Source organism: Streptomyces sp. NPDC005302, assembly GCF_040607345.1.
In the GTDB taxonomy this organism is placed as follows: domain Bacteria; phylum Actinomycetota; class Actinomycetes; order Streptomycetales; family Streptomycetaceae; genus Streptomyces.
Window position 1 is genome coordinate 31,163 of record NZ_JBEXGN010000032.1, and the last position, 23,630, is coordinate 54,792.

Genomic DNA, 23,630 nt, shown 5'->3' on the forward strand with positions numbered 1-23,630 from the left:
CGACCGGCCTAGCCGCCGATCGCCGACATCGGGCGGTCGGGCTGTACGAACGACGGGTCGTCCAGACCCGCCCCCGCCTTCTTGCCCCACATCGCGACCCGCCAGATCCGGGCGATCTCCTCGTCGGCGGCGTCCGAGCGCAGCGCCGCCCGCAGGTCGGTCTCCTCGGTGGCGAACAGGCAGGTGCGCACCTGCCCATCGGCGGTCAGACGCGTACGGTCGCAGGCCGCGCAGAACGGGCGGGTCACCGAGGCGATGACACCGACCTGGTGCGGGCCGCCGTCGACGGTCCAGCGCTCGGCGGGCGCGGAACCCCGCGCGCCCGCGCCCTCCTCGGTGAGCTCGAAGCGGGTACGCAGGGAGGCGAGGATGTCGCCGGCGGTGACCATGCCGTCGCGCTTCCAGCCGTGCTGGGCGTCCAGCGGCATCTGCTCGATGAAGCGGAGTTCGTAGTCGTGGGCGACGGCCCAGGCGAGGAGGTCCGGTGCCTCGTCAGCGTTCAGGCCGGGCATCAGGACCGAGTTGATCTTCACGGGGGTCAGGCCCGCGGCGTGGGCGGCTTCGAGTCCGTCGATGACGTCCTTGTGCCGGTCGCGGCGCGTGAGGGTCTTGAAGACGTCGGGCCGGAGGGTGTCCAGCGAGACGTTCACCCGGTCCAGGCCCGCGGCCTGCAGGGCGGCGGCGGTGCGCTTGAGGCCGATGCCGTTGGTCGTGAGCGACATCTGGGGGCGGGGCGCGAGGGCCGCGACCCGCTCGACGATGCCGACGAGGCCGGGGCGCAGCAGCGGTTCGCCGCCGGTGAAGCGGACCTCCTCGATGCCGAGGTGGGTGACCGCGATGTCGATCAGCCGGACGATCTCGTCGTCCGTGAGCAGATCGGGCTTGGCGAGCCACTGCAGGCCCTCTTCGGGCATGCAGTAGGTACAGCGGAGGTTGCACCGGTCTGTCAGGGAAACCCTCAGGTCAGTGGCTACTCGGCCGAACTTGTCGATGAGCACGTGGGCCCCCTCCCTCGATGCCGATCACGTTTTCCGGACAGTGCGAGCCTACGTGACACCGCCGACAAGGACAGCGGCCCGATCCCACGAGACGCGGCGCGGGCCCGTCGTAGGGACCTACTAGTGGTGATCCACCAGCGGCCTACGACGGGCCCGCGCGATGCCGGTGCCTCAGTGCGCTCCGGTGCCCGTCAGGGAGCGGACCTCCAGCTCGGCGTACTTTCCGGCGTCGGGCTCCTCCTTCGACAGCAGGGTGCCGAGCCAGCCCAGCAGGAAGCCGACCGGGATCGAGATGAGGCCCGGGTTCTCCAGCGGGAACCAGTGGAAGTCGACGTCCGGGAACATCGACGTGGGCTTGCCCGAGACCACCGGGGAGAACAGCACCAGGCCGACCGCGGTGACCAGACCGCCGTAGATCGACCACAGTGCGCCCTGGGTGGTGAACTTCTTCCAGAACAGGCTGTAGAGGATCGTGGGCAGGTTGGCCGAGGCGGCGACGGCGAAGGCGAGTGCGACCAGGCCGGCGACGTTGAGGTCGCGGGCGAGGGCGCCGAGGAGGATCGACACGGCGCCGATGCCGACCGTCGCGTAGCGGGCGGCCCTCATCTCCTGCTTCTCCGTGGCCTGGCCCCTCTTGATGACGTTCGCGTAGATGTCGTGCGCGAACGACGAGGACGAGGCCAGGGTCAGTCCCGCGACGACCGCGAGGATGGTGGCGAAGGCGACGGCGGAGATGGTGGCGAGGAGGATCGCGCCCCAGCTGGAGTCGACGCCGCCGAGATGCAGGGCGAGCAGGGGTGCCGCCGTGTTGCCCGCCTTGTTGGAGGCGATGATCTCGTCCGGTTTGATCAGCGCGGCCGCGCCGAAGCCGAGGGCGAGGGTCATCAGGTAGAAGGCGCCGATGAGGCCGATGGCCCAGTTGACGGACTTCCGCGCGGTCTTGGCGGTGGGCACGGTGTAGAAGCGGATCAGGATGTGGGGCAGGCCCGCGGTGCCGAGGACCAGCGCCATGCCGAGCGAGATGAAGTCCAGCTTGGTGGTGGAGGTGGCGCCGTACTTGAGGCCGGGCTCCAGGAACGGGGATCCCTTGCCGCTGTTCTCGGCCGCCTTGCCGAGCAGGTCGGAGATGTTGAAGTTGAACTTCAGCAGCACCAGGAAGGTCAGCAGCAGGGCGCCGATGATCAGCAGGACGGCCTTGACCATCTGGACCCAGGTGGTGCCCTTCATGCCGCCGATGGTGACGTACACGATCATCAGGACGCCGACGAGCGCGACGATGCCGACCTTGCCGCTGTCGCTGGTGATGCCGAGGAGCAGCGAGACGAGGACGCCCGCGCCGGCCATCTGGGCCAGCAGGTAGAAGATCGACACGACGATGGTCGAGGTGCCCGCGGCGGTGCGGACGGGGCGCTGGCGCATGCGGTACGCGAGGACGTCGCCCATCGTGTAGCGGCCGGAGTTGCGCAGCGGCTCGGCGACCAGGAGCAGGGCGACCAGCCAGGCGACCAGGAAGCCGATGGAGTACAGGAAGCCGTCGTAGCCGAAGAGGGCGATGGCGCCGGCGATGCCGAGGAAGGACGCGGCGGACATGTAGTCGCCGGAGACGGCGAGGCCGTTCTGGAAGCCGGTGAACTGGCGGCCGCCCGCGTAGAAGTCGGCGGCGTCCTTGGTCTGGCGGCCCGCCCAGACGGTGATGACGAGGGTCGCGGCGACGAACACCGCGAACAGGGTGATGATCAGCGGCCGGTGCTCACTGGCCTCGCCGGCGGCCAGCACCGTCGTGTGCAGGCTGGTCTGTACGGAGCTCATGCGCCGCCCTCCATCCGGGACTTGATGGCGTCGGCCTTGGGGTCGAGCTGGGCGGCGGCGTGCCGCGAGTACCACCAGGCGATGAGGAACGTGGTGAGGAACTGGCCGAGGCCGAGCACCAGGGCGACGTTGATGTTGCCGACCAGCTTGGTGCCCATGAAGTCGCCCGCGTAATTCGAGAGCAGGACGTACAGCAGGTACCAGAGGATGAAGCCGATGGTCAGCGGAAAGGCGAACGAGCGGTGGGATCGGCGCAGTTCACCGAATTCGGCGCTCTGCTGGACCTCCATGAACTCCTCGGTGGACGGCAGAGGGGCGCCGGTCCTCGCGGGCGGAGGGGCGTCGTTCGCGGGTGGCGGTGCGTCGGTGGCCACGGTGTCTCCTCGCGTTGCGGGTGCGGTTGCGACGGCGGGCGGGGGCGAGCCGGTGCTCGCGGACGGGGACGGTTCGGGTACGGACATGCGGCTGACCTCACAGTGACGTGGATCACGTGACGGGGTGCGATGTCGCGACTCTGTTCCGTGATCCAGCAGGGAGCCCGATCGTCCACGGGCTTCCTGCCCAAGGTCACGGCGCCACGCGTGGACCGGTTCAACTCCCCTGAGTTCTTTCGGGAAGTCGCCTTCTCCAGGAAGTCGTCGCCGGAAGTCATTGCTGGCCCGGGCGGCGGGAGGATAGCTTCAGCCTGCGCCATTTCCGTCATGTACCTGCCCGGGCACCACCTGTGTTCGGGCAGCTCCGTTTTCCGGATGATGTGGAGATCCCATGGCTCATCTGCGTTCCAGACGCCGTCTCGCCCTCGCCGTGCCGGTCGTTCTGTCGCTCACCGCCTCGCTGGGCTTCCTGCCGGGTGTCGCGTCCGCCGCTCCCGCCACCGCGCCCGCCGTGACGGCCGCGGACGGGCCGAACCTCTCCTACGTGGTCAACACGCGGGCGGACCACCGCACCATCGCGTCGGTGCAGCGGGCGATCACCGCGGCCGGCGGCAGCGTCGTCATCGCGTACGAGCAGATCGGTGTGATCGTCGTCCACTCCGCCAACCCGGACTTCGGGCGGCAGATCCGGGCGGCGCGCGGAGTGCAGTCGGCCGGTGCCACGCGCACCTCGGCCCTGACGCCCGCCGGAACGACGGACGAGGGCGCGGCGCAGGTGCTGTCGGCCGCGGAGGCCGCCAAGGTCGCGAAGACGGCCGCCCCGGGCGAAGAACCGCTGGAGGCCGACCAGTGGGATCTGCGCGCGATAGGCGCCGACAAGGCGGCCGCGGTCAACCCGGGCAGCAAGAAGGTCACCGTCGCGGTGATCGACGTCGGCGTCGACGACACGCACCCGGACATCGCGCCGAACTTCTCCGCCTCGCAGTCCGCGAACTGCGTGGGCGGCAAGCCGGACACGACGTACGGCTCCTGGCGTCCGGTGGACGCCGACCACTACCACGGCACCCACGTCGCCGGTGAGATCGCGGCGGCCCGCAACGGCGTCGGCGTCGCCGGTGTCGCGCCCGGCGTGAAGGTCGCCGGCATCACCGTGGCCCAGCCGGACTCCACCCAGCTGTTCTACCCGGAGAGCGTCGTCTGCGCCTTCGTGTTCGCCGCCGACCACGGCGTCGAGATCACCAACAACAGCTACTACGTGGACCCGTGGCTGTACAACTGCGTCGACGACCCCGACCAGAAGGCGATCGTCGACGCGGTCAACCGGGCCCAGCTGTACGCGCAGCACAAGGGCACGCTGAACGTCGCCGCGGCGGGCAACTCCAACGACGACCTCGACTCGGACGCGCTGACCGACGCGTCCAGCCCCGACGACTCGACGGCGACGACGCGGACGGTCGACCCGCACAAGTGCTTCGACATCCCGACCCAGTTGCCGGGTGTCGTCACGGTCGCCTCGACCGGCGTCAAGGGCGCCAAGTCGTACTTCTCCAGCTACGGCGAGGGCGTCATCGACGTCGCGGCGCCGGGCGGCGACCGCTACCAGATCCCGGACACGCCGTCGCAGAACGGCCGTATCCTCTCGACGCTGCCGAACAACACCTACGGCTACCTCCAGGGCACCTCGATGGCGACGCCGCACGTCGCCGGTGTGGCCGCGCTGCTCAAGTCCAAGTACCCCTGGGCGACACCCGCCCAGCTCCAGATCCTCCTCAAGGCCCAGGCGGACAACCCAGGTTGCCCTGCCGAGCCGTACGACGGGAACGGTGACGGTGTCGTCGACGCGACCTGCGTGGGCGGCAAGCACGTGAACGGCTTCTACGGATTCGGGATCGTCAACGCGCTGCGGGCGGTCAAGTAGCCGCCACCGACGCCTCCGTGGCCCCGGTCGTCGCCCGTCGCGGCGGCCGGGGCCACGTCGTTGCGCGCCGCCCTCACCGGTCGACCGCCGCCCGCCACCCTTCGGGGGCCCGGCGCACATGTTGATCCGGTCCACGCCGCACAGTGGCCGTATGACGCAATCACCGATAGATGCCGTGTGGCGGGAGCTGGGCGGGGACTCCGCCCAGCTTCAAGGGGTCTCGACCGTGGTGCGGGCGAACGCGCTGGAGGCCCGGCTGCCCGTACGGGAGATGGCGCGGGCCTGCGTGGGCGGGTGCGCGCTGGCCGCCGCCGAGCTGGCGGCTCGGCGGACCGGACGCGCCGGGGTCCCGCACGTGACGGTGGACGACGGCTCCGTCGCCACGGCGTTCGTCAGCGAGCGGCATCTGCTCGTCGACGGGCGCGCGCCGGCGTCCTTCGCGCCGCTGTCCCGCTTCTGGCGGACGGCGGACGGCTGGGTGCGCACGCACGCGAACTATCCCCATCACCGGGCACGGCTGCTCACGGCGCTGGATCTGGCGGACGACGCGACGGTACGGGACGTGGCCGCGGCGCTCGCGGAGCGGCCCGCGCCGGAGGTCGAGGAGACGGTGTACGCGGCCGGCGGCCTCGCCGTCGCTGTGCGCACGCCCGCGGAGTGGGCCGCCCACGCGCAAGGGCGCTCGGTGGCGGCCCGGCCGCTGATCGAACGCGGCCTGCTCGACGGCGCGCCCGCGCGTGCCCTCGCCCCGCTCGATGTCGGCAGTGGCCCGCTGCTGCCCGCCGCCGGGGTGCGGGTGCTGGACCTGACCCGGGTCATCGCGGGCCCGGTCGCCACCCGCACGCTGGCGCTGCTGGGCGCCGACGTGCTGCGCGTGGACGCGCCGCGTCTGCCCGAGTCGGCCGACGCGCACGCCGACACCGGTTTCGGGAAGCGGTCGACGACGCTGGACCTGGCCGTCGACCGGCGTCGGTTCGAGGAACTGTTGGCGACGGCCGACGTCGTCGTGACGGGGTACCGGCCGGGCGCGCTCGACCGGTTCGGGCTCACCCCCGAGGCGCTGGCCGAGCGCGGGCGGGGCCTGGTCGTGGCCCAGCTGTCGGCGTGGGGCGCGTACGGGCCCTGGGGCGGCCGGCGGGGCTTCGACAGCCTGGTGCAGGCGGCGACGGGGATCGCCGTCACCCAGGGTTCGGCCGAGGACCCCGGTGCGCTGCCCGCACAGGCCCTCGACCACGGCACCGGCTACCTGCTGGCGGCGGCCGTCCTGCGGGCCCTGACCGAGCGGTCCGAGGACGGCCGGGGCCGCCTCGTACGCCTGGCACTGGCACGGACGGCGGCGTGGCTGACGGACGGCATCGGGCAGGACACCGGCGGCCCCGCGGAACCCGGGACGGAGAACCGGATGACGGGCCTCGCCCACGACAGCCCGGACAGCCGGCTCTCCGACCGCGACAGCCCGATCGGCCACCTCCGGTACGCCCTCCCCCCGATCGCCTTCACCGACGGCCCCACCGACTGGTCCCGCCCGCCGGGCCCCTGGGGAACGGACGCACCGCGCTGGCTGTGACGGGGGACCGAGGAGACGGCGCGAGAGCCCGCACGTACACCGCAAGCGGCCCCCGTACGCCGGTTCTCCCGGTGTCCGGACCTCCAACGTCGGACGGGCTAACGTGAGTTGCCGGGTACGCGGCGGCTGGTGAGCATCGTGAGGTGACGTTGACACGACCGACGGCCGACGCGGCGGACGCGGGGGCGGCGGCCCGGCGGCAGGCCACCCGCAGGGCCCTCGCCCTGCTCGCGCTGGTGGCTGTCGCGGCCCTGATCCCGCTGCTCGGCCCGCGCACCGCGCTGACGGGCACGGGAGAGGCCGCCGCACCGGGGGTCGCGGGCATCGCCCTGCTGCGCGCGGTGCTGTTCGCGGCGCTGTGCGTCCCCGCCGGGGAACTGTTCGCGGCCCGGCTGGCCCGTCGGGTGCCCGGAGCGCCCCGGGTGGACGCTCCGCAAAGCTGGGCGGCGTACGCGGCGGTCGCCGGGTTCGTCGCCGCGCTGGGGCTCGCCTCCGTGGTCGCGACCGGCAATCTGGTGCCGCGTCATGTCGCCGACCTGGACCTGGGCGGCCTCTACGCGAGCCGCGACGGGCGGCTGGCGCTCCTGGAGGTCAACGCGTTCGCGGTGGCCTGGTTCTGCGCCCGGTCGCGCCGGTACGGCGCACAGGTGTGGCCGCTGGCCGCGGTCGCGCTCGCGGAGGCGCTGCGCGCGCATCCGGCGGCCGAGCACGCGGCGCTGACCGGCTCCGGTCTCACGCTCGTCCATGTGATCTGCGCCGCGCTGTGGGCGGGCGGTCTGCTGCACGTCCTGCGGCTGCTGCGCGCCTGGCGTGCGGCGGACGCCGGCGGCGGCGCAGGGCCGGGGACCGCGGCGGGTTCGGCGGGTTCGGCGGCCGGTGCAGCGCTGCTCGGCGGCTACGCGCGCGTGGCGGCCGTCCTGTTCGCGGTGATCACCGCCAGCGGCGTCTGGAGCTCGCTGCGCCGCATGCCGGCCGGCACGGTCATGGACCAGCTGACGACGACGGCGTACGGGCGCACCCTGCTGGCGAAGGTGCTCCTCGTGACCGCCGTCGCCGTCCTGGCGCTCTGCGCGCGGCTGCGGCTGCGCCGCGCGCGGGATCCGCTCGGCGCCCGCTCGCCCGCGCGCGCGGAGGTCGTCGTGCTGGGCGTGGTCGTCGCGGTGTCAGGTCTGCTGACGGCGCTGCCGCTGCCCATCCGCTGGTGAGCGGCGAGCCCGGCCGGCGGCTTCAGCTCGTGACGATGACCTTGAGCGCGGTCCGCTCGTCCATCGCCTTGTAGCCCTCGGGCACGCCCTCCAGGCCGACGGTCATGTCGAAGACCGGCGACGGGTCGATGGTGCCGTCGAGGACGTCGGGAAGCAGCTCGGGGATGTAGGAGCGCACCGGGGCGACGCCGCCGCGCAGGGCGACGTTCCGGTCGAACATGACACCGAGGTCGAGGCCGGTTCCGCTGCCGTGCGGCACACCGACGAAGCCGATGGCGCCGCCGTCGCGGGTGATGTTGACGGCCGTCCGCATGGACTGCTCGGTGCCGACGGCCTCGACGACGCAGTGGGCGCCCTGGCCGCGGGTCAGCTCGCGCACGGCCTCGACGGCCGCGTCACCGCGTTCGGCCACGACGTCCGTGGCGCCGAAGCGGCGCGCGATGTCCGTCCGCGCCTCGTGGCGGCCGAGGGCGATGATGCGGTCGGCGCCGAGGCGCTTGGCGGCCAGCACGGCGCACAGACCGACAGCGCCGTCGCCGACGACGGCGACGGTGGAGCCCTTGCGGACGCCCGCGCCGAGGGCCGCGTGGTGGCCGGTGCCGAGAACGTCGGAGAGCGTCAGCAGCGCGGAGAGCAGGTGGTCGTCGGAGGCCGCTTCCTTGGGGAGCTGGACGAGCGTGCCGTCGGCGAAGGGGACGCGGACGGCCTCGCCCTGGCCGCCGTCGTAGCCGACGGCGCCCCAGAAGCCGCCGTGCTCGCACGAGGTGGTGAGTCCCTCGCGGCAGTAGTCGCAGACGCCGTCGGACCACATGAAGGGCGCCACGACCAGGTCGCCGCGCCGGACGCCGGTCACCTCGGAGCCGGTCTCCTCGACGATGCCGAGGAACTCGTGCCCGATCCGCTGGCCGGCCTGGCGGGCCGCCTCGCCGCGGTACGCCCACAGGTCGCTGCCGCAGATGCAGGAGCGCAGCACGCGCACGACGGCGTCGGTGGGCAGCTGCACCATCGGCTCGGGCACGTCCTCCACCCGCATGTCGAACGGGGCGTGGATGGTGGTGGCGCGCATGGCGAGGGTCCCTCTCGTGCGGTGTGCGGGGTCGGCTCAGGGGGTGGTTGAGCGCATACCACCGTACGCCGCCGCGGACGCGGCTGAGCCGCCGAGGGGTTCCAGCACGCCTCGGACCAGCAGGAACTGGGCCGCCGCGTACGTGAGCATGATCCAGAAGGCCGGGTTCGGGGGCTGCGGCCAGTCGGCGACACCGGTGGCGATGAGGGTGTCGGAGAGCATGAAGAAGGCGCCGCCGAGCCCGGCGACGGGCCCGAGGCGGGTGGCTCCGCAGGCCATCGCGGTCAGCAGCAGGCTGTAGCCGGTGACGGGCACGCGGAGCCCCGCGGGCAGCCCGGGCCACAGCAGGACGACGAGGACGGCGAGGACGACGGCGTACGCGCCGGGCGGCCAGGGACCGCGGGCTCGGGCCGTCCGCCGGAAGAGCACGAGGTAGCAGACGTGCCCCGCCGCGAACGAGGCCATGCCGGCGAGGAAGGCCGTGTCGGCGTCGGAGAGGAGGGCCAGGTCGCCGGCCCAGCCGAGGAGCAGTGCGGCGATCAGCAGCCGTGGTCCGCCGCGGAGGGCCGCGTACCCCGCGAGCAGGGGCATCAGGAGCGGCTTGGCGATCAGATGCCCCGGCTCGAACCCGACGGCGAGGGAGAGGACGTCCACGGCCGCCGCGAGGGCGAGGGAGCCGAGCAGGAGCCGGACGGTGCGCGGGGTCACGCGGCGGGCTCGGTCACCGGGGCCGGGGCGGGGGTCGTGGCGGCGGAGGTCGTGGCGGCGGAGGCGGCGGGGGCCGTGGCAGGCGGCGCGGGCTGCCAGCCGGGGCCCCGCAGAACGCGTCCGGCGCGCTCGCGCCAGGTCGTCGCCGCCCTCACGTCCCGGGCGATGGCGGCGTACTCGTGGGTGGCCACGCGCAGCGGGTTGTAGGTGGTGATGTTCTTGGTGAGCCCGTAGACGGGCCGGTCGGTCTCGGCGACCCATGATCCGAAGAGCCTGTCCCAGACGATGAGGATGCCGCCGAAGTTGCGGTCCAGGTAGCCGCCCTGGGACGCGTGGTGGACGCGGTGGTGGGAGGGCGTGTTGAGGAGGAACTCGAACCAGCGGGGCATCCGGTCGATGCGCTCGGTGTGGATCCAGAACTGGTAGACGAGGTTCACGGACGAGCAGAACGCGAGGGCGGCGGGGTGCACGCCGAGCGCGACCAGCGGGAGGTAGAAGGGCCAGGACGTCCAGCCGGTCCAGGGCTGGCGCAGTGCGGTGGTGAGGTTGAACTTCCGGCTGGAGTGGTGGACGACGTGGCAGGCCCACAGGACGCGGACGACGTGGTGTCCGCGGTGCGCCCAGTAGTAGAGGAAGTCCTGCCCGAGCAGCATCAGCGGGACCGTCCACCACAGGAGCGGTACGCGCAGCGGTGTCAGCTCGTAGAGCGCCGCGTAGACCGCGACGATCGGGATCTTCCACAGGAAGTCGAAGAAGAGGCTGCCGAGGCCCATACCGAGGCTGGTGGCGGCATCCTTCCGCTCGTAGCCCGCGGCGTCGTCGTCCGGATGGATCCGGACGCTCACCATCTCGATCACGGCGAGCAGCACGAAGGCGGGTATCGACCACAGCACGACGTCGGGCAGGTTCGGCATGGATGCACCGTAGAGGCGCCGGCCGCCTGCCGCCAGGGGTTGTTACCGACAAGTATGACCGGCGGTACGCGCAGGCCTCGCGGTGATCACCCCTCAGCAGCGCCCGCGTTCGCCGCGCGGCGCCACGGTCCCGGCGCGGGCGCTCACGCCCCTCCGGCGCCGGCCCGGGCACTCACACGCCCGCCGCGCCGAGCAGTGCTCCGGCCGCGTACGTCACGGCCATGGCGAGCGCTCCCCCGGCCATGTTGCGCAGCACCGCACGCCACGGGTGCGCCGCGCCGAGGCGGGCGCTGCTCCAGCCGGTGAGGGCGAGCGCGGCCAGCACACAGACCACGGTCACACCGAGCCGCCAGGCCGCCGGGGGCAGGACGATCGCGAGCAGCGGCAGCAGCGCGCCGACGGTGAACGCGAGGAAGCTCGCCCAGGCGGCGTGCCACGGGTTGGTGAGGTCGTCGGGGTCGATGCCGAGTTCGACGGACGCGTGGGCCTTCAAGGCGTCGCGTTCGGTGAGCTGTTCGGCCGCCTCGCGGGCCACCTGCCGTGACAGGCCCCGCTGTTCGAGGAGTTCGGTCAGCTCCTCCAGTTCCGCCTCGGGCTCGTCCCTGAGCTCGCGTCGCTCCATGGCCAGCGCGGCCAGTTCCGAGTCGCGCTGGGTGGAGACGGACACGTACTCGCCCGCCGCCATCGACATCGACCCGGCGAGCAGTCCCGCGAGGCCCGCGGTGAGCAGGGCGGCGCGGTCGTCGGTGGCACCGGCCACACCGACGACGAGGCCGGCGGTGGACACGATGCCGTCGTTCGCGCCGAGGACAGCGGCCCGGAGCCAGTTGAGCCGCGAGCCGAGTGTGCCGCCGTGGGCCTCGTCGTGCGTCGGTTCCGTCACACGGGGCGGATCGCACCCCGGAGGCGGGGTGCGCCGTACCGACCCGGTGGTCCGCCGGTCCGTACGGCGCCGGGGAGCCGCCGGGGTGTCGCCGCGGCCCTCACCACACGCGGACCGAGCCTCCTCTCGCGAACGTCGGGCTCGTCGCGTCGGCGGGCGGGGTGACGAGCGGCTCGGCGATCTCGGCCACCGTGGGGCCGACCTTCGCGGCGATCTCGTCGAGGTGGGCGAGGTCGAACCCGTAGACGCGGGCCGCGTTGCCGCCGACCATGGCCGCGACCTCCTCGCGGGGCAGTCCCGCGTAGGCGATGCGCAGGCCCTCACGGGTGTAGGGGTGGGTGCCCTCGTCGTGCGGGTAGTCGCTGCCCCACATGATCTTGTCGAGGCCGATGCGCTCACGCAGCGGAACCTCGTGGGGGCGCATGAAGCTGGCGCCGACGAAGCAGTGGTCCCGCCACACCTGGGAGGGGCCCTCGCCCATCGCCTCGCCCAGCCCGGCGCCGAACCTGGACTCGGCCGTCGCCGCCCGGCCGGCCGCCGCGACCAGCCGGCGGTGGTAGTAGTCCAGCATGTCGAGCACGCCGGGGATCCAGCCCGAGCCCTGTTCGGTGAGGACCAGGCGCAGGCCGGGGTGGCGGCGGAACGCCCCGCCGAACACCAGGTGCCACAGGGCCCGGTGGGAGAACCAGGTCGTCTCCACCATGAAGACGGCGCGGGCGGCCGGTTCGTCTCCCAGGGGCGGTGAGGCCGAGCCTCCGTGGTGGTTGACCGGGACGCCCCGTTCGGCGCAGGCCGCCCAGATCGGGTCGTACGCCGTCGAGTACAGCTCGGGCAGGCCGGAGCCGGGGGGTGTGCCGGGCAGCAGCAGGCCGCCCGTCAGGCCGGCGTCCGCGGCCCGGTGGATCTCCTCGACCGCCCGGCCGACGTCGTTCAGGAGGATCTGGAAGACGCCCGCGCGCCGGCCGGGTGCCGCCGCGCAGAAGTCAGCGAGCCACCGGTTGTGGGCGCGCAGGCCCGCCCAGCGCTGTTCGAACTCGGCTGCCGTCGGGGCCGGTGCCATCAGGGACGCCGAGGGGAAGAAGGGCGGGACGGTGTTCGGGAAGACCACCTCCGCGACGATGCCGTCCTCCTCCAGTTCCGCGAGGCGCCGCCCGGAGTTCCAGTTCCGGTCGGCGGTGTCGGCCAGCAGGTCCTCGTAGGGGTTGACGTAGCCGGCCGCCCAGGTGTCGAAGTCGTCGTGGTGCGCGCGTTCCAGGTACGGCTTGTAGTCGAGGAGATCGGCGCCCGCGTGGCAGTCGGCGGAGATGACGGTGTAGCGGTCGTCGGCGCTCACGGGGTCACCCCCAGGTCGGGGAAGTCGTGGTCGGTCAGCCAGTGGCGGCCGACCTCGCGCGAGCGCGCCCAGGACGCCTCGACCGCCGACTGGTCCTCCGGCTGGCCCAGTTCGGCGGGTGTGGGTCCGATCCGCCGTGCGAGCGGGGCGAGTTGGGTGACGTCGAAGCCGAAGACCTCGGCCGCGGCGAGTCCGAGCATGCGGCGGCTCTCGGCCACCGGGATGTCGTGGAAGGTCCTCGCCAGCCAGGCCCGGGTGTCGGGCCAGGTGCCCTCGGGGTGCGGGAAGTCGCTGCCCCAGAGGATGTTGTCGACGCCGATCTCGTAGCGCTGGGCGAGTTCACGGCGCTTGGTATTGGTCGCGCAGACGAACACCTGCCGGTCCAGGTACTCGTGCGGGGGCCGTTCGAGCTCGGCGAAGGGTGAGAGCTTCTTGCCGCCGTGCGCGCCGAGGTAGAGCCGGTCCATGAACCACAGCAGGTTGGGCAGCCACCAGCAGCCGGACTCCGCGACGCCGAAGCGGAGACCCGGGTGGCGTTCGAAGACTCCCGACCAGAGCAGGAACCAGAGGGGGCGTGCCGGCCACCAGGTGACCTCGGAGACGTAGATCCCGAGGTGGTCGCCGTACTCGTGGCGGGGGGCCGCTCCGGAGTGGGTGACCACGGGCATGCCGCACTCGGCGGCCGCCGCCCACACGGGGTCGTAACGCCGGTCGTGGTAGGGCTCCTTGTCGACCCACATGGACGGGATCATCAGGGCGCCGAGGCCCGACTCCTTGGCCCGGTACACCTCGGCGACGACCCGGCCGGTCTCGCCCGTGATCGGCAGCAGCGCCACCCCGCAGTGCCGTTCGGGGTGTTCGGAGACGAACTCGGCGAGCCAGCGGTTGTGGGCCTGCGCGCCGGCCATGCCGAGGTCCGGGTCCTGGTCGCCGGAGAGGCCGAGGCCGACGCCGAAGGGCGCGGCCGTGCGGCTGTCGACGGCGTCCGCGTCGGGGAAGACGACCTCGGCGGCCACTCCGTCGCCGTCGAGTTCCTTGAGGCGCTGCGCGGTGTCCCAACCGCCCCGCAGGCCTTCCTCGTTGTCCTCGAACCACTTGTCGGCGAAGGTCTCGTTGCGGATGCCGAGGCGGGTCATCTCGTCGCGGCGCCGGCCCTGGCCCGCGAGGAACTCGTCGAAGTCCCGGTGGAACCGGGAGTCAAGGTAGGGCCGGTACTCCTCGGTGGGGAGTCCGGCGTGGCAGTCGGAGGAGATGATCAGATACGGGTCCTGTGCGGTCACCGCGCCCCCTCAGTCGAGGATGAAGCTTTCCAGGTAGGACGGATCGGCCCGGTCGAGCATCGACTGCGACCGGGCACGGATCTGCCGGTCGCTGTGCTCGCTCTCGGGCAGCAGCCAGAAACGGTCGTCGCGGATTCCCTCGGCGACGAGGTCGGCGACCTGTTCGACGGGCGTGAACTGGACGTCGTGGCCCGCCTCCTTCATCGCGGCCTCCCACTGGTCGAGGCTGCGGTACGGGGTTCTGCGGGGCCGCGCCTTGGCGTAGCGCTCGGGACGGTTGCGGTGCGACTCCCACAGGCCGGTGCGGAGCATGTGGGGTCCGGGGAACAGCACGGAGGCGCCCACGCGCGCGCGTTCCGCCTTCAGATGGGCGTACAGCGACTCGGTCATCGTCACCACGGCCGCCTTGGTGACGGCGTAGACGGAGGCGGTGGGCAGCGGGGCGATCCCGCCGTCCCCGGACGAGGTGTTGACCACGTGGCCCGGCTCGCCCGCGGCGATCATCCGGGGGACGAACGCCTGGATGCCGTGGAAGACACCCCACACGTTGACGGCGAAGGCCCACTTCCAGTCGTTCGGATCGTGCTCCCACATACGGCCCTCGGCGCCGGAGCCGACACCCGCGTTGTTGCACAGCACGTGCACCGCGCCGTACGTGGTGTAGGCGTCCTCGGCGAGCGCGGCGACCTCGGAACGCTCCCCGACGTCCACCACCCGCGCGTGCACGTCGGCGCCCTCCTCGCGCAGTTCCGCGGCGGCCTTGCCGAGGGCGCCCTCCTCGACGTCTGCGAGGACCACCTTCAGACCGTCGGCCGCGAACCGTCGTGCCATCGCCAGCCCGATGCCGCCCGCCGCTCCGGTGACGACGGCGACCTGTCCCGCGCGCAGTTCCATCACAGGCTCCCTTCGGGCGGCCCGTCGAGGATCTGCCGCGGGTCGTCGTAGCGCTGGTGGACGTAGGGCAACAGGGCCTGCGCGCTGACGCGTTCGACGACCCTGCCCTGCTGGTCGGTGGTCTTCTCGCCGATGGTGATCTCGACGAGCCGGCGGACGGGGAGGTCGGCGACCGGGTCGTACATCGACTCGCGCAGGACGACGTCGCCGGTGACGCGCTCCAGCCGGCGGACCTTCTCGTTGCGTACGCAGTGCACGAGGACGGGATCGAGGTCGAATCCCGAACCGTCCACCGCGGGAAGGAACTTGAAGTAGAAGTCGGTCTTCCGCGTGGGCTGCGGCAGCGGCAGGTCGCCGCTCACCGCGCCGCGCACCTCGACGAAGGCGATGCCGTGCCGGGCGAGGACGGCGCGCACCACGAGCCCGTCGCGTTCGACCGTCACCTCTCCCAGCTTCTTGGGCTCCCCGAAGACCTCGCGCCCGCCGGTGAGGGCCCGTTCGTGGGTCATCGGCATGACCAGCGGGTACCAGCCCTCGACGCCGTCGTGCGCGGCGGCGACGGCGAACGAGCCCGCGCCCAGGGGATATCCGGGCAGATCGACCTTGCTGATGTTCACGCGGACCAGCGGCCGCGCGGTGGGCTTCAGCGGGGGCGGCAGGACCGCCGCGACCGCGTCCGGGTCGCTCTCCCAGACGGCCACCACGCCGGTGGACCAGATGTCGGGGAGCCGGGAGTTCGCGGTGCGCGCGGCGGCGATCTCCGCCTCGGTGCGTGCCCCGTACCTCACTCGTGCCATGTCGTACCGCCCTTCGCGGGGGAAGCAGCAGCTTTCTGATGGTCCGTCACTGGCGCCTGTAACACAGTTACAGCAGACTGCTCGAAGGGTGAATACTCGTGCAGCACGGAGTTGGGGAGCACCATGGGAAGACCCGCGCTCACCCGCGAGGAGGTCCTGGAGACGGCCGCGGGTCTGGTGAAGCGGCACGGTCCTGACGCCCTGACGATGCGGGGGCTCGCCGCCGAGCTGGGCACCGCCGTCACCTCGATCTACTGGCACGTCGGCAACCGCGAGTCGCTCCTCGACGCCCTCGTCGACCGCACCGTGGCCGACCTCGGCGAGATCCGTCCCGCCGGGCGCACACCGGCCGCCCGCGTCGTCTCGGTCGCCCGGACCCTGCGCCGGCAGCTGCGCGAGCACCCCCACCTCGTCGCGATGGTCCACGAACGCGGCCTCACCGAGCGGATGTTCCTGCCCGCGCGGCAGGCCCTGGTGCGCGAGGTGCACGCGGCGGGGCTGCGCGGTCCGCGGGCCGCCGAGGTCGTCCGCGCGGTGCTGTTCCAGGTCGTCGGTTTCGTCCTCGTCGAGCGCAACCGGGAGCGCGCGCCCGTGCAGCGGCCCGCCGAGGAGGAGCTGTGGGACGCGCGGACCGCACAGGGCGACCCGGCCCTGGCCCGCGCGCTGAGCCGCCCGGTCGACCCGGAGAGGCTCTTCGTCATGTCCGTGAGGGCGCTGGTGGATGCGCTGCTCAGCCCCCGACCGGGACGCGGAGAATAATCGGTGGTGCGCCGGACCGCCGTCTCCCTAGACTCCGTGACCGCGGGGGCGGCTCCGCAAGCGTGCTTCCTTCTCTCTCTTTCTATGAAACCCGTAGCGCGCTCACTCCCCGCCCCCGCCTCACACACTTTCTCCGGGGGGAATTCCGTTTGTCCGTGCTGTCGTCCGTGCTGCTCCGCCGCCTCCGAACCGTCTACGTCGACCAGGCCGGACCACGCCCGGGTGACAGGGCGACCACCGAGGGGCTGACCGCCCTGGAGGCCGAGCTGCTCGACCGGGGTTTCGCCCCGACGGCGGCGCTGCGCACCGCGCTCGCCTGGCTCGGTCCCGCGGGACTCGCGGACGCGGGGAGTTCCCTGATCCGGCAGCTCGACGCCGAACTGGGCGCCGACCGCACGCACATGCCGCTGTTCCGCAGCTTCCCGGCCTCGGTGCCGGACGACACCTTCGAGCTGTACGTGGACCGCGTCTTCAGCCTGCTGCTCCAGTGGCCGGCCCAGCCGTGCGTTCTGTGCGGCACCGTCGGCAGCGTGCACCCGGTGTCGCCCTGCGCCCACCTCGTGTGCCGTACCTGCTGGGACGGCGCCGACTACGCCGGCTGCCCGCTGTGCCACCGGCGCCTCGACGGCGGCGACCCGTTCCTGAAGCCGGCCGAACCCCGCCGCCGCCTCGACGTGCCGACCGGCCCACTGAAGCCGCTCGCCCTCGGCACCGACCGGAACGCCGACGCCACGAAGGCACTGCTGCGGCTGCTGGCCCGGCGTACACCGCTGCCGCCGCAGGACCGCGACGACGTGAAGCTGCTGCTCGCCCACACCTCCGGCGCACTGGACTGGCTGCCCGGAGACATCCCGGTCCGCGAGACGAAGGCGCTGGTCCTGGGCTGTCTCCTGCTGGACCGGCGCACCCGCGCGGCCGTGCGCCCACTGCTCGGCGCACACCTCACGACCGCGACCGACGTCCTGCGGCTGCTGCACGTCTGGTCGGGCGGCGAGGCCGACCTGCTCGAGCTGCGGCGCTTCCGCTCCCTGCCCCGCGCGCTGCGCCGCGAACTCCTCGTCGTGCTCGACGGGTTGGACGTCCCGTCGCTGGTCGAAGACGTCCAGCGGCATCCGGCCGCCTGGAAGCGCGCGGCACAGATCCTGCACCCGTACGAGGAGCACGCGCGTCACCCACGGGCGGCGCTCGCCTTCGCGGTCCTGCGCGCCACGGACACCTCCGGCACACCACTCGGTGAGGCCCTGCTGCGCACGGCGGCCGCGCACCCCGAGGCGGTACGCGTCGACGGCACACGTCTGAAGGCGGACACCTGGGGCACGCGAACCGAACAGACCCTGCGGGAGGGCGATGCCGCCGCCGCGCTCGCCCTGCTGGCCCGACGCCCCGGTGAACTGCTGCGGCGGATGGACCACTTGCTGCGTCTGAACGAGCTGAGCGCGCTGCCGGAGGGGTTCGCGGACACGGTGCGGCGGGTGCTGCCTCAGGCCGGTCCCGGCCCGCTGCTCGCGGCGCTGGGACGGCTGCGCGACCGGCACCGCCCGGGCGAGCGACGGGTGTTCTTCCCGCGCGGACAGGTGACGCACTCCTTCACCATGGACGACACCCGGGCGCCGTTGGCCGAGGCGGTCACCGAGGGGGTGTGCGCGCTCCTGGAGGCGGAGGCGCTGCGCCGGCTGTCCACGGCAGGGCGCTTCGACGTCGCCGTCCTCGACGCGGATCTCGCGGGCCTCGCCGTCCCCTCGGCGGAACGCGCGTCCGCGAAGGGGCTCGTCTCCGTACCGCGCGGCAGCAGCCAGCCGCTGCCCGCGGGCGACATCCTGCGGCTCTTCCTTCACTGGACACAGCCCGACAGGACACGCGTGGACCTCGATCTGTCCGTCGCGCTGTACGACGACGACTGGACGTTCGCGGGCGTGTGCGACTACACCAACCTCGTGCACGGGGACCGGGCCGCCGTGCACTCCGGGGACCTCACCTCGGCTCCCGCGCCGGACGGAGCGACCGAGTACGTTGACCTCGACCTGGGGTCACTCGCCGACGGCCGGGTGCGCTACGCCGTACCCGTCGTCCTGAGCTTCAACAACGTCCCCTTCGAGCAACTCCTCGACGCCTTCGCCGGTTTCATGGCGCTCCCCTCGAAGGAGGACCGGGACGCCTCGTACGACCCCCGGACCGTGCGCCAGCGCTACGACCTGGAGGGCGAGTCGCGCGTCCACATCCCGATGCTGGTCGACCTGGAGCGCCGGACGTTCCTGTGGACGGACCTGCACCTGCCGCCCTCGGACGGCTTCCACAGCGTCCACCGGCACAGCGACGACCTCGGGCGGATCGGCAGGGACCTGTTCCAGTACTTCGCCTCCGGACGTACGACGCTGTGGGATCTGGCCGTCTGGCACGCGGCGGCCCGGACGGACGAGGTCGTCGTGCTCCGGCGCGCCCGCCCGTCCGACGAACTGTGGCACTACCACCGCCACGCGGGTGAGACCGACTTGGCCTTCGCGGTGCGCGTGCGGACCCTGGCGGCCCCGGAGCGGCGGTGCGCCTCACCGGACGCGGAGGCGACGGCCGCGGGGGCGGTCGCGAAGCGGCACGCGCTGCTCGCCCTCGTGCACGGTGGCGTCGCTCCGGAGGGCGCGACCGGGTCCGTGTACCGGCTGCTGCCCGGACCGGTCGACGGCTGCGGTCTGGAGCCGCTGACGGCCGGGGACCTCGTGGCGGCGCTCGGCTGAGGGGCGCGGCCTCTCGGCGGGGAGGCGGCGCCCGCCCGCCGAGAGGCCGCCGCGAGCGGGCGGCGGCGTCAACTCGGGGGCGTGCGGCGCCCTTGCGAGGGACCCACGCGCACGGGGCACGTCCGGGGCCCGGGAGGTCCCGTGTTCCGGGAAGGCGGCAGCGGAGCTGTCAGTCACGGCCCGTATCCTCAGTGACCATGCTCGAAGACCTCACGACCGCAGCGTCCCCAGCCTCCTGGCCGGCCGCGTATCCGCAGGGATACGCGGTCGTTGACGTGGAGACCACAGGGCTGGCCCGCGACGACCGGATAATCTCCGCCGCCGTCTACCGGCTGGACGCGCGCGGCGAGGTCGAGGACCACTGGTACACGATGGTCAACCCGGAGCGCGATCCGGGCCCGGTGTGGATCCATGGGCTCACCAGCGACATGCTCGAAGGAGCCCCCCTCTTTCCGGAGATCGCCGAGGAATTCGCCGCTCGGCTCGACGGCCGTGTACTCGTCGCGCACAACGCGGTCTTCGACTGGTCGATGATCGCCCGCGAGTACGCGCGCGCCGAGCGCGAGGCCCCGGTGCGTCAGCGGCTGTGCACCATCGCCCTGTCCAAGGAGCTGGGTCTGCCGCTGCCCAACCACAAGCTGGAGTCGCTGGCCGCGCACTTCGGGGTCGTCCAGCAGCGCGCGCACCACGCGCTGGACGACGCCCGCGTGCTGGCCGAGGCGTTCCGGCCGAGCCTGCGGGCCGCGGCACGCGACGGGGTGCGCCTGCCGCTCCTCGAATGCCTGCCGCTCAAGGAGTGGGCCGGCAGCACCTCGGCACCCCGGATCGGACGCCAGGCCGGTGGCTACGCGTCCGGCGGCTACCCCTCGGGGAGTTGGCGCCCCTCCCGCAAGCGTCCCGCATGCCCCTATCCCAACCCGGGGCGGTACGACGCGGGCAAACCGCTCAAGCAGGGCATGCGCGTCGCGTTCTCCGGGGACACCTCCGTCGACCGCGAACTGCTGGAGGACCGCGCCGTCGAGGCCGGACTGCACGTCGCGACGAGCCTGTCCCGGCTCACCAGCCTGCTCGTGACGAACGACCCGGACGCCGCCACGTCGAAGGTCGTCAAGGCCCGGCAGTTCGGCACACCGGTGATCGACGAGGCCGCGTTCGGACAGCTGCTGCGCGACGTCGAACCCGCGTCGCGGAGGTGACGGACGTACGGGTGACCGAACGGGCACGGGAGGGTGACGGGCGTACGGGTGATTGACGCGCGACTCGCCCCGCCCCCGCTCGCCCGCGCCGCGACGGCACCCCACCCTGTGGCGCATGGCGAGATGCGAAGTATGCGGCAATGACTACGGAATGAGCTTCGAGGTGCACGCGCAGGGCGCGGTGCACGTCTTCGACTGCTTCTCCTGCGCGATCCACCGGATGGCCCCGATCTGCGAGCACTGTCGCGTGCAGGTCATCGGCCAGGGCGTCGAGGTCGAGGGCCACTGGTACTGCGGCGGGCACTGCGCCCGCGCTGAGGGGAGGGCGGGGATCGTCGACAAGGTCTGAGCCCCGGACCACCTCGGGAACAGGCCGGGCGCGGCCCTCGGCGGGACCCTCCCGTCGGGGGCCGAAACCGTGCCGAGTACCGTCAATGGGGTGTACCGCTTCCTGTTGTCCCGGCAGTGGGTGATCCTCACCCTCGTGGCCCTCGCGCTCATCCCCACGATGATCAAGCTGGGCTTCTGGCAGCTCCACCGGCACGAGCACAAGGTCGCCCTGAACACGGTGATCTCCGACTCGCTGGCGGCGAAGCCGGTGCCCGCCGAGACGCTCACCGCGCCGGGACAGCACATCCGGCACGACGACCTGTACCGCCGGGTCAGCGCCAAGGGCCACTTCGACACCGCGCACGAAGAGGTCGTCCGCCGCCGCACCAACTCCGACGGCGAGGTCGGCTATCACGTCCTGACGCCGTTCGTGCTGGCCGACGGCCGTGTCCTCATGGTCAACCGGGGCTGGGTCCCGGCGGACGGCGCGCAGACCGCCTTCCCGAAGATCCCCGCCCCCGAGCGCGGCGAGGTCACCGTCACCGGCCGGCTGATGGCCGACCAGACGACCGCCGACAGCGGCATCAAGAACGTCCGCGGCCTGCCCGACCGTCAGGTCATGCTGATCAACAGCGAGCAGCAGGCGCAGCGGCTCGGCCGGCAGGTCCTCGGCGGCTACGTCGAGCAGACGGCACCGCGCCCCAAGGGCGACTCCCCCGAACTGATCCCGGACCCCGAGCACAGCGACATCGGCCCCCACATGGCGTACGCGATCCAGTGGTGGCTGTTCTCCGCGGGCATCCCGTTCGGCTGGGTGGTCCTGGTCCGCCGTGAGCGCCGCGACCGCCTGGAGGCGGCGGCCGCGGAGACGGCGCCGGAAGCGGAAGCGGAGCCGGCGAGCGTCTAGCGGCGCCCGCCCGGGGTCACCCCGGCCGCTCCTGCCACTCCGGCGGCCCGATTGGCGCCCGCCCCGGTCGGGAACCCGTCCTGCGTGCACCGACGCATCGAGGACTACGCGCTCATCGGGGACGAACAGACCGCCGCTCTGGTGGGCCGCGACGGGTCCGTCGACTGGCTGTGTCTTCCCCGCTTCGACTCCGCCGCCTGCTTCGCGGCCCTGCTGGGCGACGAGGACAACGGCCACTGGCGGATCGCGCCCGAGGGTGCCGACGTGTGCACCCGGCGCGCGTACCGCCCGGACACCCTGGTGCTCGACACCGAGTGGGACACCGCCGAGGGGTCCGTCCGGGTGACGGACCTGATGCCGCAGCGCGAGCACGCCCCCGATCTCGTACGCGTCGTCGAGGGGCTCAGCGGCCGGGTGCGGATGCGCAGCCGGCTCCAGCTGCGCTTCGACTACGGGTCGGTCGTGCCCTGGATGCGCCGGTCGGACGGTCACCGGGTGGCGATCGCCGGCCCGGACTCGGTGTGGCTGCGCAGCGAACCGCCCGTCCCCACCTGGGGCAAGAACTTCCGCACCTACTCCGAGTTCACCGTCGAGGCCGGCGAGAAGGTCGCCTTCGTCCTGACCTGGCATCCCTCGCACCGGCCGCGCCCGCCGCTCAGCGACCCCTTCGAGTCACTGGAGACGAGCGTCAAGGACTGGCGGGCATGGGCGGCCCGCTGCCGGTACGACGGACCGCACCGGGATGTCGTCGTGCGCTCCCTGCTCACGCTGAAGGCCCTCACCTACGCGCCGACCGGCGGCATCGTGGCCGCCCCGACCACCTCGCTCCCCGAGGAAATCGGCGGTGTCCGCAACTGGGACTACCGCTACTGCTGGCTGCGCGACTCCACGCTCACCCTGGGAGCGCTCCTCGCGGCGGGCTATCTGGAGGAGGCCGAGGCCTGGCGCGACTGGCTGCTGCGCGCGGTCGCGGGCGACCCGTCGGACCTCCAGATCATGTACGGCCTGTCGGGCGAACGCCGGCTGTCGGAGTACGAGATCCCGTGGCTGCCCGGATACGCGGGCTCCTCGCCGGTCCGGGTCGGCAACAGCGCCGTGGAGCAGTTGCAGCTCGACGTGTACGGCGAAGTCATCGACTCGCTGTGGCTCGCGCGGCGTTCGGGCCTGCCGTCGAGGCCCCACATGTGGCGGGTGCAGTGCGCCATGATGGACTTCCTGCGCGTCGCGTGGCGGCAGCCGGACGAGGGGATCTGGGAGATCCGCGGCCCGCGCCGGCACTTCGTCTACTCCAAGGTGATGGCCTGGGTGGCCGCCGACCGCGCCGTGCGCACCCTGGAGGAGGACCCGTCGCTCGAAGGCGACCTGGAGGGCTGGCGGGCGATGCGCGACGAGGTGCACCGCGAGGTGTGCGAGCGCGGCTTCGACGCCGGGCGGAACACGTTCACCCAGTCCTACGGCTCGGCCGAACTCGACGCCGCCCTGCTGCTCATCCCCCGCGTCGGTTTCCTGCCCGCCGACGACCCGAAGGTGGTCGGCACGGTCGACGCGGTCCGTGCCGAACTCGCCCCCGACGGCCTTCTGGTACGCCGCTACAGCGCCGCGACGAACGACGTCGACGGGCTGCCGGGCGACGAGGGCGCCTTCGTCGTCTGCTCGTTCTGGCTCGCGGACGCGCTGTATCTGACCGGCCGTACGCGGGAGGCCCGCGAGCTGTTCGAGCGCTTGGTCGGTCTCACCAACGACGTGGGTCTGCTGTCCGAGGAGTACGACCCCGTCGCGGAGCGCCAGCTCGGCAACTTCCCGCAGGCGTTCAGCCACATCGGCCTGGTGGTGAGCGCCCTCAGCCTCTTCGGGGTGCGGCCCGCGAAGCCGCCGGAGGGCGGGGAGGACCCGGCGTCTTTGGAGGCGCCGTAGGGCGGTGGGCCGCCGCCCTGGAGGCGGGTTCCGGCATGGGAGAGGATGG

20 protein-coding genes are annotated in these 23,630 nt (G+C 72.7%); 9 read left to right on the forward strand and 11 right to left on the reverse strand.

Features of this window, described 5'->3' with window-relative positions; all coding sequences use genetic code 11:
• Window positions 1–8: 8 nt before the first annotated feature.
• The 3 genes from moaA to ABZT74_RS32130 all read right to left on the reverse strand — a co-directional run bounded on the left by moaA (window position 9) and on the right by ABZT74_RS32130 (window position 3,181).
• Window positions 9–998, reverse strand: coding sequence for a GTP 3',8-cyclase MoaA (gene moaA / locus ABZT74_RS32120; RefSeq protein WP_356174142.1), 990 nt, complete (start codon window positions 996–998; stop codon window positions 9–11).
• Window positions 999–1,169: 171 nt separating this feature from the next.
• Window positions 1,170–2,807, reverse strand: coding sequence for a cation acetate symporter (locus ABZT74_RS32125; RefSeq protein WP_355876693.1), 1,638 nt, complete (start codon window positions 2,805–2,807; stop codon window positions 1,170–1,172).
• Window positions 2,804–3,181 carry a DUF485 domain-containing protein gene (locus ABZT74_RS32130; protein WP_355876690.1) on the reverse strand — a complete coding sequence of 126 codons (378 nt, stop codon included), beginning with the start codon at window positions 3,179–3,181 and terminating at the stop codon, window positions 2,804–2,806. The genes ABZT74_RS32125 and ABZT74_RS32130 overlap by 4 nt, the downstream gene beginning before the upstream one ends.
• 391 nt (window positions 3,182–3,572) lie before the next feature.
• Between ABZT74_RS32130 and ABZT74_RS32135 the strand changes: the two genes are divergently transcribed.
• The 3 genes from ABZT74_RS32135 to ABZT74_RS32145 all read left to right on the forward strand — a co-directional run bounded on the left by ABZT74_RS32135 (window position 3,573) and on the right by ABZT74_RS32145 (window position 7,871).
• A complete protein-coding gene (locus ABZT74_RS32135; protein WP_356440691.1) occupies window positions 3,573–5,099 on the forward strand; it encodes a S8 family serine peptidase in 1,527 nt (508 codons plus the stop codon).
• 151 nt (window positions 5,100–5,250) lie between these two features.
• Complete coding sequence (locus tag ABZT74_RS32140) at window positions 5,251–6,666, forward strand: CoA transferase (RefSeq protein ID WP_356440693.1); 1,416 nt, start codon at window positions 5,251–5,253, stop codon at window positions 6,664–6,666.
• A 143-nt stretch (window positions 6,667–6,809) separates the two neighbouring features.
• Window positions 6,810–7,871, forward strand: a complete 1,062-nt coding sequence (locus ABZT74_RS32145; RefSeq protein WP_356440695.1) for a CopD family protein — start codon at window positions 6,810–6,812, stop codon at window positions 7,869–7,871.
• A 22-nt stretch (window positions 7,872–7,893) separates the two neighbouring features.
• On the opposite strand, the gene ABZT74_RS32150 is transcribed toward ABZT74_RS32145, so the two are convergent.
• From ABZT74_RS32150 to ABZT74_RS32185, 8 genes are all read right to left on the reverse strand, one after another.
• Window positions 7,894–8,937, reverse strand: coding sequence for a zinc-dependent alcohol dehydrogenase family protein (locus ABZT74_RS32150; protein ID WP_355876678.1), 1,044 nt, complete (start codon window positions 8,935–8,937; stop codon window positions 7,894–7,896).
• A gap of 36 nt (window positions 8,938–8,973) precedes the next feature.
• Window positions 8,974–9,645: a lysoplasmalogenase gene (locus ABZT74_RS32155; RefSeq protein WP_356440697.1), complete on the reverse strand. Its 672-nt coding sequence runs from the start codon at window positions 9,643–9,645 to the stop codon at window positions 8,974–8,976.
• A complete protein-coding gene (locus tag ABZT74_RS32160) occupies window positions 9,642–10,559 on the reverse strand; it encodes a sterol desaturase family protein (protein WP_356440699.1) in 918 nt (305 codons plus the stop codon). Before ABZT74_RS32160 ends, ABZT74_RS32155 begins: the two co-directional genes overlap by 4 nt.
• A gap of 172 nt (window positions 10,560–10,731) precedes the next feature.
• Complete coding sequence (locus ABZT74_RS32165; RefSeq protein WP_356440702.1) at window positions 10,732–11,442, reverse strand: VIT family protein; 711 nt, start codon at window positions 11,440–11,442, stop codon at window positions 10,732–10,734.
• A 100-nt stretch (window positions 11,443–11,542) separates the two neighbouring features.
• Window positions 11,543–12,775, reverse strand: coding sequence for an amidohydrolase family protein (locus ABZT74_RS32170; RefSeq protein ID WP_356440705.1), 1,233 nt, complete (start codon window positions 12,773–12,775; stop codon window positions 11,543–11,545).
• The gene (locus tag ABZT74_RS32175; RefSeq protein WP_356440708.1) at window positions 12,772–14,055 is read right to left on the reverse strand and encodes an amidohydrolase family protein; all 1,284 of its coding nucleotides are present in this window, start codon (window positions 14,053–14,055) and stop codon (window positions 12,772–12,774) included. The genes ABZT74_RS32170 and ABZT74_RS32175 overlap by 4 nt, the downstream gene beginning before the upstream one ends.
• 9 nt (window positions 14,056–14,064) lie before the next feature.
• The gene (locus tag ABZT74_RS32180) at window positions 14,065–14,949 is read right to left on the reverse strand and encodes an SDR family NAD(P)-dependent oxidoreductase (RefSeq protein WP_356440711.1); all 885 of its coding nucleotides are present in this window, start codon (window positions 14,947–14,949) and stop codon (window positions 14,065–14,067) included.
• Window positions 14,949–15,746 (reverse strand): acetoacetate decarboxylase family protein, encoded by a 798-nt coding sequence (locus ABZT74_RS32185; RefSeq protein ID WP_355876658.1) that lies wholly within the window; start codon window positions 15,744–15,746, stop codon window positions 14,949–14,951. Before ABZT74_RS32185 ends, ABZT74_RS32180 begins: the two co-directional genes overlap by 1 nt.
• A gap of 123 nt (window positions 15,747–15,869) precedes the next feature.
• Between ABZT74_RS32185 and ABZT74_RS32190 the strand changes: the two genes are divergently transcribed.
• From ABZT74_RS32190 to ABZT74_RS32215, 6 genes are all read left to right on the forward strand, one after another.
• Window positions 15,870–16,505, forward strand: coding sequence for a TetR family transcriptional regulator (locus ABZT74_RS32190; RefSeq protein WP_356440715.1), 636 nt, complete (start codon window positions 15,870–15,872; stop codon window positions 16,503–16,505).
• A gap of 149 nt (window positions 16,506–16,654) precedes the next feature.
• A complete protein-coding gene (locus ABZT74_RS32195; protein ID WP_356440718.1) occupies window positions 16,655–19,234 on the forward strand; it encodes an MXAN_6230/SCO0854 family RING domain-containing protein in 2,580 nt (859 codons plus the stop codon).
• Between the two features lie 197 nt (window positions 19,235–19,431).
• Complete coding sequence (locus tag ABZT74_RS32200; RefSeq protein ID WP_356440721.1) at window positions 19,432–20,430, forward strand: DEDDh family exonuclease; 999 nt, start codon at window positions 19,432–19,434, stop codon at window positions 20,428–20,430.
• Between the two features lie 115 nt (window positions 20,431–20,545).
• Window positions 20,546–20,779 (forward strand): hypothetical protein, encoded by a 234-nt coding sequence (locus tag ABZT74_RS32205; protein ID WP_014156997.1) that lies wholly within the window; start codon window positions 20,546–20,548, stop codon window positions 20,777–20,779.
• 90 nt (window positions 20,780–20,869) lie between these two features.
• A complete protein-coding gene (locus tag ABZT74_RS32210; protein ID WP_356440724.1) occupies window positions 20,870–21,667 on the forward strand; it encodes an SURF1 family protein in 798 nt (265 codons plus the stop codon).
• Window positions 21,668–21,751: 84 nt separating this feature from the next.
• Window positions 21,752–23,581: a glycoside hydrolase family 15 protein gene (locus tag ABZT74_RS32215; RefSeq protein ID WP_356174095.1), complete on the forward strand. Its 1,830-nt coding sequence runs from the start codon at window positions 21,752–21,754 to the stop codon at window positions 23,579–23,581.
• The last annotated feature ends 49 nt before the right edge of the window (window positions 23,582–23,630 follow it).